Here is a 13,420-nt window from a genome sequence, read left to right on the forward strand (position 1 = left end):
GGTAATCCTCATGTTCAGTAACACTAAGCGCGCTGTTGCGCTTACGTTACTGGCAAGTGCAGCGAACTTTGCGTTCGCTGCACCAGCTCCAGTATCCGATCTCAACAGCACATCATCCGTCTCTAAGAGCCGTTCATCTGAAACGGAAGTAGAGCGTCTAGAGCGCTTGCTACAAAACCGCAATCGCGTTCAGCTCCAAATGCAACAGCAAATTGACCAAATGTCACAAGAGATCAGTGAATTACGTGGTCAATTAGAGCGAAATAGCTACGAAATGAAGCAAATGTTGCAACGTCAACGAGAGTTGTTTGTCGAGCTAGATCGTGTGCGTGGAGAAATCAAATCCGCGCCTGCGCAAGATGCGAAACCGGCTAAAACAGGTGGTCAGTACACACCAAATGTTGATGAGCAAACGGCATACCAAAATGCAGTCGACCTCATTCTCAAGAAACGTGACTACACTGGCGCAATTGCAGCGTTCCAGCAGTTCCAGAAAGATTATCCTGACTCCACATACTCAGCGAATTCTCACTATTGGCTAGGCCAATTGTACTTCGCTAAGAAGCAGGACAAAGATGCTGTAAAGAGCTTTGCTGCGGTGGTGTCTTATAAAGACTCCAATAAGCGAGCCGATGCTTTGCTCAAGTTAGGTGAAATCGCTGAGCGTAATAACAATGCAGCTCAAGCGAAAAAGTACTACCAACAAGTGGTTGATGAATACCCAGGTAGTGCATCTGCAAAACTTGCCAGCTCTAAGCTGTAAGACGTTATGTTTTAAAAAGGAAGCTTCGGCTTCCTTTTTCTTTTCCGTTTCTTTATCGGTGGTGATCGAATAAATCGAGAGGAATGGCATCGAGCCTTTTACCCCCATCTTGCAACGGATTCTTTCAATCAGAAATGCTACCTGTAACAAAGATATACGGCTAGATAGCTAGAAATCCCCGCGACAAGTTGGTTTTTGAAAATTAACGAGGTTACAATACTCGGATTAAAGGAAGTTGCGTAGAGCAAGAGCAATGAGCCATATATTAGATAAAATCGACACTGTTTACCCATTCCCACCGAAGCCAGTTCCATTAAGCGAAGAAGAAAAAGCGTCTTACATTGAGCGCATTAAAAAGCTGCTAAAAGAAAAGGATGCGGTACTTATCGCACACTATTATACCGATCCTGAGATTCAAGCCCTAGCGGAAGAAACGGGTGGTTTTGTTGGTGACTCGTTGGAAATGGCGAAGTTTGGTAATCGTCATCCTGCAAGCACACTGATCATTGGCGGTGTTCGCTTTATGGGCGAGTCGGCCAAAATCCTAACACCAGAAAAGCGAATTCTAATGCCAACGTTGGAAGCGGAATGTTCGCTCGATCTTGGCTGTCCAGCGGATAAGTTCAGTGAGTTCTGTGATGCTCACCCTGATCACACGGTTGTGGTTTATGCAAATACGTCTGCTGCTGTTAAAGCTCGTGCCGATTGGGTCGTTACATCAAGCATTGCGCTTGAAATCGTGGAACACTTAGACGCTGAAGATAAGCCAATTATTTGGGGACCGGACCGTCACTTAGGATCGTACATCGCTAATAAAACTGGCGCAGACATGCTGCTATGGCAAGGTGAGTGTGTGGTTCATGATGAGTTTTCAGCTGATGCGCTACGCAAAATGAAGAGCGTGTATCCAGATGCGGCTATTTTGGTTCACCCTGAATCACCAGCAAGTGTCGTAGAACTTGCCGATGCCGTTGGCTCGACGAGTCAGTTGATCAAAGCAGCGAAAGCGCTTCCTCATAAACAAATGATCGTTGCGACAGATAAAGGCATTTTCTTTAAAATGCAGCAACTTGTGCCAGAGAAAGAACTTATCGAAGCGCCAACCGCAGGTGCTGGCGCAACATGTCGCAGCTGCGCACACTGTCCTTGGATGGCAATGAACGGTTTGAAAGCGATAGAGAAAGCGCTTAGCGAAGGCGGTGAAGAACACGAGATCTTTGTTGATGAAGAATTGCGTGTTAAATCGCTCATTCCGTTAAATCGTATGTTGGACTTTGCTGAGCAGCTAAATATGCAAGTGAAAGGTAATGCTTAAAAAGTAGGCGTAACTGAAAGTAAATCTCAAAAACCAGCCGAATATGGCTGGTTTTTTTGTGTCTTACTATCAATGAGTTACTATTGATGCAATCAATGAATATCGAGGTTATAAATTTATGGCGGTGTGGTTAGTAGTTAAAAAGTGGCTTAGTTCACACCTTTTTAAATTGAGCAACCGAAGTCTTCTCATCTTTAGTGGCTTATATGTGAGCCTTTCATGGGGACTGCTCGTTCTCGCTGGTGAAACCGCATTAACAGACAACTTCTCTAACTTTATCTATTACCTTATGGTTACGGCGAGTACGGTGGGTTATGGCGATCATTCTCCAGTGACAGATTTGGGTAAATGGGTTGTTGTTCTGTTTGTGATCCCAGGCGGTTTGAGCCTATTCGCTGCATTATTGGGACGTGTCGCTGGAGCAGCGATGGATTACTGGAGAGCGGGTATTTTAGGAAAACGGAGAGTAAGAGTGGAAAACCATATTGTATTGTTGGGTTGGAATGGATCGAGAACGATGCACCTTATTCGCATGTTACAACATGAAGAAGAGGGGAAGCGTCCGATTGTTTTGTGCAGCCGTTCAGAAATAGAAAACCCGTTGCCAGGCGAGATCAGTTTTATCAAAGTGACCAGTTACACGGATTCACAAGAGATGAAAAACGCCAATATTGCTGAAGCAGCTTGCGTTATTGTTGATAACCTATCGGACGATATCACGCTGTCAGCCGCGCTGTACTGTGCTTCTGTGAATCCTTCCGCACATTTGGTCGCTTACTTTAAAGATGAGGCGTTAGGCCGTCTTTTAAGTCAACATTGTCCGAAAGCGGAATGCATACCTGCAGTTGGCGCGGAAATGCTGGCAAAAGCGGCGGTAGATCCGGGCTCAAGTGCACTTCACCAAGAGCTATTAGCTTCAACACGAGGTATGACTCAATACTCGGTCATTTATCCTGAAAGGCTGCCAGTAACTACTGTTGAGAGTCTCTTCGTTTTTCTCAAAAGGCGTCATCATGCCACGCTAATTGCTTTTGACATTGGCCATGGTATCCAACTCAACCCAGATTTAGGTGCAGAAGTACCACCGAGTACCAAGCTGTTTTACATTGCAGATGAACGTATTGAAGATTTTGCATGGAAAGAAATGAACAAGGAACAATAATGCACATGATTGCTGACCTGTTAGCAGGTTTTCCCAATTTTTTACTCTATTTTTCTGTTTCTATTATTTTCGTTTTGGCGTTTAAGTTCATCTACGTCAAGCTTACGCCTTACGATGAATGGCACCTGATCAAAGAAAAGCAAAATACAGCGGCAGCGATTGCACTAAGTGGCGCATTTCTTGGTTATTGTATTGCGATTTCGGGGGCTGCAAAAAACTCAGTCAACATTGTCGATTTTATGGTGTGGGGCGTTGTTGCAATGCTGGCGCAGATCATTGCATTTGCGATTGTACGTTTTGTTTTACTTCCAAAAGTGACTGAGCGTATCGAAAAAGATGAGCTGCCTGCCGGTATTGTATTAGCGGCTGTTTCTATATCGGTCGGTGTATTAAATGCCGCTTGTATGACGTACTAGGAGGGACGATGAAGCGGAGTTCTAACGTTAAACGTTCTTCCATGGACAAAAGTTTAAAGCTTGGGAAAATTATTCCCTTTGCTGCTTTTGGCGGTATTTTCTTCTTTGCGACACAAGAATCGAAAACCGAAGGCTACATTTTTTCTGACGCTGATGAATGCAAATCAAACTCGCCAGAGTTCAGTGAGCAGTGTGACATTGCTTATCAAGAAGCTTTGGCTCGCGCCGAACGAAATGCCCCTCGCTACAACAATGAGTTCGAATGTGAAAATGATTTTTACGAAGACGATTGTTACTACAGTTCCAGTTCCCGAGCTTATGTGCCTCACTTTGGGGGCTTCTTTTACAGTCGAGCACTGAGCGGTTTGAAAGGTTACAACAAGAGCTATTACTCTGAACCAATGTATCGCTATAAATCCAAATTCTATAATGGTGCCGGACAATTTTTTGGTTCCTATCGTAATCAGCCGACGAAGGTTGCGACCAGTAACCTAAATAAACGTGGTGGCGGAACTATTGGTAGAGCAATGTCTCGAGGCGGGTTTGGTAAAGCGGTATCGGTCAGCCGAGGCGGTTAATAAGCACTATGTTTCGACGAGAAATACAAGAACGAGAAAACTGGCGTGAGTTAGCACGCCAGTTTGGTTTTGGCTTCCATTCCATGTATGACCAACCGTATTGGGATGAGAGTGCTTACTATCAATTCACGCTTGAGCAAATAGAGAACGATATTGAAGCACCCACTGAAGAGCTGCATCAGATGTGTCTGGCTATTGTGGACGAGGTGGTTCGTAGTGAGCGGTTGCTGACGCAATGTGCGATCCCTGAATTTATGTGGGAGCAGGTCGCTTCTTCGTGGCACCGAAATGAACCCTCGCTCTATTCGCGTCTGGATTTTGCATACAACGGAACTCCGCCAGCTAAGTTACTGGAAAACAATGCGGATACGCCGACCAGCCTGTTTGAAACGGGTTTTTGGCAGTGGGTGTGGTTAGAGGATGTTGTAAATAAAGGTCTAATTCACCAGAGCGCGGATCAATTCAACATTCTTCAAGATTTTTTGATTGAGCGTTTTTCCGAGATAGCCAAATATCAACCCGGGCAAACCCTTCACTTTAGCTGCTGCAAATACACTGAAGAAGATAAAGGGACTGTCCAGTATTTAGAAGATTGCGCGCGCGAAGCTGGGTTAGCGACGGCGTTTGTTTATGTCGAAGATATTGGTGCGACGGAAGATGGTCAGTTCGTGGATGCAGATGACAGAGCGATTCGTTGGATGTTCAAGCTTTATCCGTGGGAGTTTATGTTTGAAGAGGAATATGCGAAATACTTAGCGACCGCGAAAGTGAATTGGTTAGAACCCATGTGGAAGTCGATTCTATCCAACAAAGCACTTTTACCGTTATTGTGGGAGCGCTTTCCGAATCATCCTAATCTTTTACCTGCCTATTTTGCTAACGATTCAAAAGCGAACGGTTTGAAAGACTATGTAATCAAACCACTATTCTCTCGAGAAGGCGCAAATATTGAGATCGTCAAAGGTGGGAAACGCATACTCAAAACGGCAGGGCCTTATGAATCTAAATTCAATATCGTCCAGCAGTATCGTCCGTTACCCAAGTTTGGGCAAAGCCATACGTTAATTGGCAGCTGGCTAGTCAACGATAGAGCCGCTGGGATTTCGATTCGGGAAGACACTAGCTTAGTCACGCAAGATATGGCGCGATATATTCCACATGTGATTTTAACATGATCAAAAAAGCTCTCCATCCAGAGAGCTTTTGTCTATTCAGCGGTTCAATCTTGATGGTCGACAGCGTTGTGTCTTATTGTTCTTCAGCTAATGCAACACCGCGCTGAGTAAGACCACATAGCATCACTGGCATGGCATTGAAGATCTCTTCAAACTGTTCTAAGCCTTCCATGCCTTGTTCTGCCAACGTTTCAATGGTCGTTTCTGGATCGTAAAGCATCGTAAGAGAAAGCAAAACACCGCCGAGCAGAGCATTATCTTCGCTGTCCTCTGGCATTAGCGTTTCCCAGTCATCACGAGCAAGTTGCCAACCTTGTAATACACCTTCACAGAAATCACGGGTCTGGCTTGTTACAATATCTTGTTCATCTAACGCGCATCCTTCAGGCCACTGCCAAGATCCTTCTAGAAGAGCAGGACGAGTTTGGTTCCACATTTGTACAATCTCATCAATGTATTGCTCTAATTGCTCACCGTCAGTAAATGGCGCTGTTTCTTCACCACCCCATAAGAATGGCAACCACTCTTGAGGCATTAATACGTTTGGCGCTGCAGCCATCGCTGTTACAAAGCCTTGAGTTTTTGCTAGGTTTAGTAGTTTACCGTCAAGTTCTGGGAGAGAAAGGATGTCTTGTAGTTTCAAAATAGAATACCATTTGTTAATGGGCTGGTTGATTGCGCTCATCTTACCAATCAATTTGTGATAAATCGATATTAGGGAATGATTCACAGACATCTATGGAAATTCGCTCATCACTTAGAAAAAAAAGCATTCTCGCCCTGACACTGTACCTGTGTTTCTTTATCGCAACGATTGGTTCTGTTGCCTATTTGGTTGTCGAGCCTCCGGTTAGGCAAAAGCTGGAGCAAAACCTAGAGTTACGCACCCAACTGCTTGCACTAGAGATTAAAGAGCCTCTCCTTAGCTCTACTGGTGTATTGAGCAGCCTAGCAGGACTCGCCCAGGGGACTGAAAAAATTCAATCTCTCAACACGACAATTCCGCATATTCTCCAATTGAGTGATGAGATGCTCGTCAGTGGTGGCGTATGGCCTAAACCAGAACTCAAAGCTGAACAATGGCGATATAAAAGCCTATTCTTCAACAAAAACAGTGATGGCGGTATTGACCAAATTCACTCCTACAATAATCCTGAATCTGGCGGCTATGATAATGAACCATGGTATAAGGCAGCTGCTGACGCGCCAGTTGGTTCTGTGAGTTGGTCTACGGTTTATATCGACACTTTTACTCAGGTTCAGATGATTACTGCGTCTTCCCCATATTATCAAAACGGTCAATTCGCTGGCGTTGTAACGGTAGACTTATCGCTTGATGCACTTTTTCAGTTTATTCGAGAGCACACGAACCTGCACTCTTTAGGTGTGGTGGTTCGCGATGCTGACTCGAACGTGATTATTGAGCACAACTTCCAACTAACAGACGAAATTTATGTCAGTGAGCTTGATTTTGGAGAGTTCGATTGGCGCATGGAAGTTGTCAACGCGAAAGCTAAAGTAGCCGATCAAGTGTTTGAACAAGTCATGAGTGTTGAGGGGAGGATCATTCCCTTCTTACTCTTGTGTGTACTGGTCGGGTATTACTTGCTGAATCGTTACATTGTCGAACCGATTGTCCGTATTGCGGCTAAGATTGATGACTCGAAAACTGGCGGGATCATAGACATTGATTACGATAGCGAAGATGAAATTGGACAGCTCATCGAGAAGTTCAATGAAAAAACCATCTATCTAGAGCAAGAGAGAATAAAAGCCCAGGCTTCGACAAACGCTAAAACGGCATTTTTAGCCACATTATCCCATGAGATTCGTACGCCAATGAACGGTGTATTAGGAACCGCTCAGATATTGTTAAAAACGCCACTCACCGATGATCAACGTAAGCACCTGAGAACACTTTATGACTCAGGTGATCATATGATGACGTTACTTAATGAGATTTTAGATTACTCAAAAATTGAGCAAGGACATGTTGAATTCGAAAATACGCCTTTCCCCATTGAGTCGATCATCGGCAGCATAAAAAGTGTTTATCAAACACTATGTGCAGAAAAAGGCCTTCGTTTTAGAGTCGTGTCTCATTTACCAACAGGGCGCTGGTACAACAATGACAAAGCCCGTCTGCGCCAAGTATTGTTTAACCTACTAAACAACGCTGTCAAGTTCACCGACCGGGGCATCGTAGAGGTAGAGCTGACCGAGAAATCGAGCAAGGCAGGTACCAAGCTTATTCTCGCGGTGAAAGATACGGGTATCGGTATTTCTCAAGAAGCGCAAAAACGCATTTTCCGTCCTTTTGAACAAGCGGAGTCCTCGACGACTAGGCGGTTTGGTGGTACAGGGCTTGGTTTGGCGATAGTAAAAGAAATTGCCGAGCATATGGGAGGGCATGTGATTGTGCAGAGTCAAGAGAATGTCGGGACAACCTTTACCGTCGAGATCGCGCTTACGCCTTGTGAGCCAGGGAAAGTGGAAGCAGTCAATGCACATAAGCTGAATTGCAAAGGTTTGAAAGCGCTCATTGTCGAAGACAACCGAACAAATGCGATCATTATGGAAACTTTCCTAAGAGCCAAAGGCTTTGAGTGCACAAGTGTTGAAAATGGTCAGCTTGCCGTCGATGAGGTGGCCGTTCAGTCATTTGATTTGATATTAATGGACAATCATATGCCTGTTCTTGATGGTGTTGGGGCGATATCAGCCATTCGAGCGATGAGTTCGCCTGTAAAGTCGGTACTGATCTTTGGCTGCACAGCGGATGTATTCAAAGAAACACAAGAGCGCATGATAAATGTAGGAGCCGACCACATAATTGCGAAACCAATTGTGGAGTCTGAATTAAATGATGCGTTATATCTCCATGCAGCACGGTTATACCAATACCAGTCGGACTTTGGTGATAATACAACGGATATCCTTGATGCGGAAAAGTGGCTACTAAACTTCTATGTTGCTCTAGATAATGGTCATCTCAACGAAGCGCTAGAGGCTATTTCAGCGATTATTGCTCAAGTCACCCCAGATGCTAATAAAGACGTTTCTTTAGTTGCCGAGCGAATAAGGCGTAACTTAAAGCGTCAGCAGTCTCCAAACCAAGATGATATCGACACATTAACGCTCTTGCTCGCATCATCATAGCTTAATCCATATAGCGCGATTCAACGCAATCATGAATTGTCTTTACTCTTCATACCTAACCTTAGCTGAATCGTCTGTTTTTTCCTTACTTTCAATGAGCTTAGCGCTGCTGTTGGATTCTGTCATAAGAGAAACGGTGCGGCTCTAAGTTGCGCTCACATCGGGAATACTCTGAATTTTTACAACTCAGTAGCATAAGTTATTAGAATGATCGTTTATTCCCCGAACTTTATCCTAACCTTCCATCCAAACAATCACTTATCCCACTTTTTGTGTAAGTTAAATCCGTATTTTTCTACCATTTTTACGCCATTTTAAGCGTGTTTAGTTGTTATTGGTGAAAAAAACTACTTTCATTTTAAAAAATGGTTATAAATTTACAACTTGATTTCAAATACAGTGCCATACGCTGCTTTTTATGTGATTTAATTGTCTTATTAACTGGTCATGTATTTGTTTGATGGTTGATAGTTTTATTTTGTTTATTGTTGGTAGTATTTAATTTTAGAGGTTAGTTAATGAAGTCTCGTGGACCATTTTGTATTCGTCACGCCGCAGCGGATACCTTTGCTATGGTTGTTTTTTGCTTTATCACAGGGATGATTGTCGAGATTTTGATTTCAGGGATGACGTTTGAGCAATCTTTAGCATCACGTACACTATCTATTCCAGTGAATATTGCTATTGCTTGGCCGTATGGCGTTTTTCGTGATTGGGTACTACGTCAGGGTAACAAGGTATCGCCGTCTTCATTTATGAAAAACGTATCTGATCTGGTCGCTTATGTGCTTTTTCAGTCTCCAGTTTATGCGGGAATTTTATTCGCAGTTGGTGCGTCTACAGACCAAATAGTGACCGCGGTGACAAGTAACGCCATTATTTCTTGCGGTATGGGTGTGTTGTATGGGTACTTCTTGGACATGTGCCGCCGTTGGTTCCGTGTTCCCGGTTATTCTCAAGGCATCTAAATGCCCCAGTTTTGCTCAATTTAGTTACTTAGTGAGCAATCGAGTGGAAAAGGGCGCTTTTTTTTATGTTTAGCCTTGACCATCAGGCACATAATCATTAAATTAGCGCCTCGTTAGCCAATGATGCTAACCAAAAATTGATTCGGTGAGTTGTCCGAGTGGCTGAAGGAGCACGCCTGGAAAGTGTGTATACGGCAACGTATCGAGAGTTCGAATCTCTCACTCACCGCCACATTCTATAAGCCTTTGTAGTGTAAGAACTTCTTATAATACAGGGGTTTGGTGTTTTAATGTAAGCTGCCTACTGGTACAAAGAGTAGGTACAATGTCGAACATCATGGCAAGTCCTTATAAGCATCCTCAAACTGGTGTTTACTACTTTAGAATGGCTGTCCCAAAAAAGCTGGTTCCTATAATCGGTAAGACAGTCTTCAAGAAATCTCTTCAAACGAAAAACCTTTCTGAAGCAAAGCAGCGATTTCCTCAGCATCTTGATGATGCGCTCAAGCAAATCGAGTTCGCTAATTTAAAGCTATCTAATTCATCTGATATTGAGCTTAATGTCCGTGATTGCGCGATCATTGCCGAGCGTTGGTATCTGCGAGTCAAAGATGAGGTTGATGGTAATGGTAACTATGATTGCTATCTTCGATATGAATGGTATGGCGTTGAGGGCGATAAGCGTCTCCACGTATTCGGCTTGTCTGACACATTTGAGTTTAGTGGTCTAGATGCGTCAAAAGCTACTGAAGAGGAATACCAAGAGCTTTTGGAAGGTTTTAAAGACTTCATTGAGGAGCAGCTAAAAATAGAAGGTTTAGTTGTATGTGAGACAAGCGCTTCATATAGACGTTTGGTCTGTGCCTTTTACGATTACGCCCGTCGAGTTGAGTCTCTCTGCTTGGCTCGTCACAAGCGAGACTTTGGGTATGAGCCAGTAACCAGTTCAATCGCTAGTGAGCCCATTTCAGTACCTAGGCCTGATAAGATACCGTCTAGGGCTTTGAAACCATCTCAGAACTCCATTTCGAGTCTATTGAAGCGTTACCTTGAGTCTGCATCTATTAATGGCAAAGCTTCTCAATCCTTGGCAGAGGTTGAGTCACAGATAGAGCGTCTTATTGAGATAATAGGGGATCTAGACGTTGCTGATGTAACCAGAGGTCATATCTCAAAGTACAAAGATACCTTATTACAATTGCCTAAATCTAAATCCAAAGAGATTAGAAATAAATCAGTGACTGAGCAGCTTGAGCTTGTTAAAACAAAAGGGCTTGAAACAATCGCTCCTTCAACCGTTAAGACTATTCTCAGAAAGACTTCTCCTGTATTTGGCTATGCTGTTGAGCTTGGTTTGATAGACGTCAACCCATACAGAGGCGTAACACTTCCTAAAGTACAGAATAAGTCTGCGGTAGCGGAAGCTAAAGGGTTTACTCCTAGCGAGATCAATCAGTTATTTAAGCTAGATATATTCACTGATGTTACTGCTAGTAAGCCTTATGGCATGGCTTGTTATTGGGTGCCTCTTCTATGCAGATATACGGGTTCTCGGATTGAAGAAATGGTTCAACTTAGAAGTTCAGATATACAACGATCAGACGAAGGTATTCACTTTATTTATGTTCGTGAGGGTGAAGAGCAGAACGTAAAAAACGTTAAGTCAGTTCGACAAGTGCCGATTCATGATCATCTCATTGATTTGGGTTTTTTGGATTATGTGGCGTCCTGTGGAGAGTTTCTATTCCCTGAGCACAAGCCAAACAAACACGGTAAAAGGTCTGGTGCTATTGGTAAGTGGTGGAGTAAACAGGTCAAGAGGTTAGGCATAACCAAGCAGCCATCACACTCGTTTAGGCACTCTTTGAGAACAGCTTTGCGTGGTCTAGGAGTAGTTGATTCTGTTAGTGATGCTATCACTGGTCACGCTCCGGCTAATATCGGAGCAACATACGGTACGGTTGATATGAAGGCTAAGAAGAAAGCAATAGACTGTTTGCCTAGGTTGGCTGTCCCACGTCTTTGGTAGTTTTTCGTTAATGTCTTTACACTGTTGTGTACACCTAAAGTCTCCCCACTGTACACACGTGTACACCTTGGCTTGAATTAGCCCGTAGGCCTTGTGGTATAAGGCTTACGAGCTCACAATGTCATTTCTATAACTCGTAGTTTTCTGTTACGTTAGGGGCTTTATTTCCACTATTTTTATCTTGAATACTTCCTTCGATAGTCCCAGCTTTTTCCAACCACTTACTCCGTTGAGATATCGAGATACCTAGTTGAGAGCCCCTAGCGAACTTCCTTAAGCCTTCCCTGAAGATATCCTCTCCAAAGAACTCAACGAGGCGGCTGATGCTCTTTGAGACGTCTTTAATTTGCTTTTGCTCCCACTGCTCATCATCTTTGTCAGGCACATACTCCTTACCCTTAAAAGCATCTGAGAGTCGTCTAATCTTCGGGAAACCCTTAGAGTCCCAACAGCTTTGGGGTAGGTAATAACGTGACTCCAAGCCAAACTTGAGGCTTTCAACAAAGCTCTCTAAGTCGTTCATCTCGATGTCATTCCCTAATGCTTCTTTGCAAGCTTTTAAGCCGTTAGCGATGTGTCCAGCCTGACCACGGCTACACCCAACAAGCTCCTCTATTTGAGAGACGCTTAGGTCAAACTCTCGGTTAACAATTAGCTTGCGAAACTTAGCTTGCGTTGCTTCATCTTTAGTAACTCCAACCCCATGTGCTTGGTTGACATCTTGGGCTGCTGAGAATGCCTCAGCGTAGGTACGGTTTTCTATGATCAACGAGTTAATCATCAATTCAGCATCGGGGTTTTCTTCAAGGTACTTCAAACAAGCTCCAGTGCGGTGGAAACCATCCACTACGTAATACTTGTCATCAATCACAAAAACAGTGATAGGTTGCCTTATCGGCTGTCCATTACGAAGGTCTTCAAGAATCTCCTTGCTTTGGCTCTCTTGCTTAATCTCTTGCGCTGAACGTTCTCGTTTGTCTTTTATGAGTTCAACGTCACGGGCTTGCATCGCGGGATCGAGTATGAGAGTTCGAGGGTCTAAATACGCAAATCTGCTATCTGCCATGAATTGATTCATAGTGTGTTATGTACCTGTAGGTCTATGATTAATTATTAATGTTTCTCTTTTTGGTTTGACTGGAACCCTAGGAGGGGGGAGGGTTCGGGGTAATACATATCGAATACGATTGCGGCGTACCGTTACGCACACACAAAACGGGATTTATAAAACTTCATTTTTTTGGTAATTACGGTGTACTAAGTCTTTGCTAAGGCTCTTTGGACTGTGGATAAGGAGACTCCTATTTCGGAGGCAATCTTTCTCAAGGAAAAACCTTGTGAACGTAGCTCAGCGATACGCTGGTGGTTAGTTGTGTTAGTTGGTCTACCTTTATATTTCCCTGCTGCTTTAGCTTTCTCAATGCCTTCCTGACGTCTTTCCTGAATCATTGCTAACTCGAATTGAGCTACAGCTCCTAGCATGTTCAGCATAAGCTCAGACATATGATCACTTCCACCAGCATTAAAGCTTAGGTTTTCCTTGTGGAATCTCACGCTAACACCTTGGCTAGTCCAGTCGTTTATTAGTTGCTTCAAATCAACCAAATTACGAGCTAGGCGGTCGATGCTATGAACGTGGATTGTATCCCCTTCTCGAACGTAGTCTTTAAGAGCTTCTAATGCTGGTCGTTTAGTTGAGCCACCACTGCATTTATCTGTAAAGCTCTTATCAAAGGTGATAGCAGAATCTGTAAGTTGACGGTCTGTATTTTGGTCTGTGGTCGAAACACGTAGGTAAGCTATGTGTGCCATTAGGTGTACCCGTTTAACTCTAAGATGTTAGAGATTTTATTGT

Annotated in this window: 12 protein-coding genes and 1 tRNA gene; 10 read left to right on the forward strand and 3 right to left on the reverse strand. The window is 43.7% G+C overall.

The window, feature by feature from the left end:
- Positions 1-10: 10 nt before the first annotated feature.
- From ybgF to NL645_RS07000, 6 genes are all read left to right on the forward strand, one after another.
- Positions 11-763 carry a tol-pal system protein YbgF gene (ybgF, locus tag NL645_RS06975; RefSeq protein WP_047008561.1) on the forward strand — a complete coding sequence of 251 codons (753 nt, stop codon included), beginning with the start codon at positions 11-13 and terminating at the stop codon, positions 761-763.
- A 253-nt stretch (positions 764-1,016) separates the two neighbouring features.
- Positions 1,017-2,078, forward strand: coding sequence for a quinolinate synthase NadA (gene nadA / locus NL645_RS06980; protein WP_005390762.1), 1,062 nt, complete (start codon positions 1,017-1,019; stop codon positions 2,076-2,078).
- Between the two features lie 118 nt (positions 2,079-2,196).
- A complete protein-coding gene (locus NL645_RS06985; RefSeq protein ID WP_253651470.1) occupies positions 2,197-3,240 on the forward strand; it encodes a potassium channel family protein in 1,044 nt (347 codons plus the stop codon).
- Positions 3,240-3,656, forward strand: coding sequence for a DUF350 domain-containing protein (locus tag NL645_RS06990; RefSeq protein ID WP_005390766.1), 417 nt, complete (start codon positions 3,240-3,242; stop codon positions 3,654-3,656). Before NL645_RS06985 ends, NL645_RS06990 begins: the two co-directional genes overlap by 1 nt.
- 8 nt (positions 3,657-3,664) lie before the next feature.
- Complete coding sequence (locus NL645_RS06995; RefSeq protein WP_005390768.1) at positions 3,665-4,234, forward strand: DUF1190 domain-containing protein; 570 nt, start codon at positions 3,665-3,667, stop codon at positions 4,232-4,234.
- Between the two features lie 8 nt (positions 4,235-4,242).
- Positions 4,243-5,409: a glutathionylspermidine synthase family protein gene (locus NL645_RS07000; RefSeq protein ID WP_253651471.1), complete on the forward strand. Its 1,167-nt coding sequence runs from the start codon at positions 4,243-4,245 to the stop codon at positions 5,407-5,409.
- A 73-nt stretch (positions 5,410-5,482) separates the two neighbouring features.
- On the opposite strand, the gene NL645_RS07005 is transcribed toward NL645_RS07000, so the two are convergent.
- On the reverse strand, positions 5,483-6,094 hold the full coding sequence (locus NL645_RS07005; RefSeq protein ID WP_005390772.1) for a YecA family protein: 612 nt from the start codon (positions 6,092-6,094) through the stop codon (positions 5,483-5,485).
- A 53-nt stretch (positions 6,095-6,147) separates the two neighbouring features.
- Here NL645_RS07005 and NL645_RS07010 point away from each other — a divergent pair, with 53 nt between their 5' ends.
- The 4 genes from NL645_RS07010 to NL645_RS07025 all read left to right on the forward strand — a co-directional run bounded on the left by NL645_RS07010 (position 6,148) and on the right by NL645_RS07025 (position 11,565).
- Positions 6,148-8,568 (forward strand): ATP-binding protein, encoded by a 2,421-nt coding sequence (locus NL645_RS07010; protein WP_199803844.1) that lies wholly within the window; start codon positions 6,148-6,150, stop codon positions 8,566-8,568.
- A gap of 518 nt (positions 8,569-9,086) precedes the next feature.
- Complete coding sequence (locus NL645_RS07015) at positions 9,087-9,536, forward strand: L-alanine exporter AlaE (RefSeq protein ID WP_047008566.1); 450 nt, start codon at positions 9,087-9,089, stop codon at positions 9,534-9,536.
- Positions 9,537-9,680: 144 nt separating this feature from the next.
- Positions 9,681-9,768, forward strand: a tRNA-Ser gene (locus NL645_RS07020).
- 93 nt (positions 9,769-9,861) lie between these two features.
- Positions 9,862-11,565 carry a site-specific integrase gene (locus NL645_RS07025; protein WP_253651472.1) on the forward strand — a complete coding sequence of 568 codons (1,704 nt, stop codon included), beginning with the start codon at positions 9,862-9,864 and terminating at the stop codon, positions 11,563-11,565.
- A gap of 127 nt (positions 11,566-11,692) precedes the next feature.
- On the opposite strand, the gene NL645_RS07030 is transcribed toward NL645_RS07025, so the two are convergent.
- The gene (locus tag NL645_RS07030) at positions 11,693-12,631 is read right to left on the reverse strand and encodes a hypothetical protein (RefSeq protein ID WP_229615910.1); all 939 of its coding nucleotides are present in this window, start codon (positions 12,629-12,631) and stop codon (positions 11,693-11,695) included.
- Between the two features lie 191 nt (positions 12,632-12,822).
- Positions 12,823-13,377 (reverse strand): recombinase family protein, encoded by a 555-nt coding sequence (locus tag NL645_RS07035; RefSeq protein WP_140184647.1) that lies wholly within the window; start codon positions 13,375-13,377, stop codon positions 12,823-12,825.
- Between the last annotated feature and the right edge of the window lie 43 nt (positions 13,378-13,420).

This window comes from Vibrio sp. Y51_MX_L26 (genome assembly GCF_024181935.1).
Classification (GTDB): Bacteria; Pseudomonadota; Gammaproteobacteria; order Enterobacterales; family Vibrionaceae; genus Vibrio; species Vibrio diabolicus.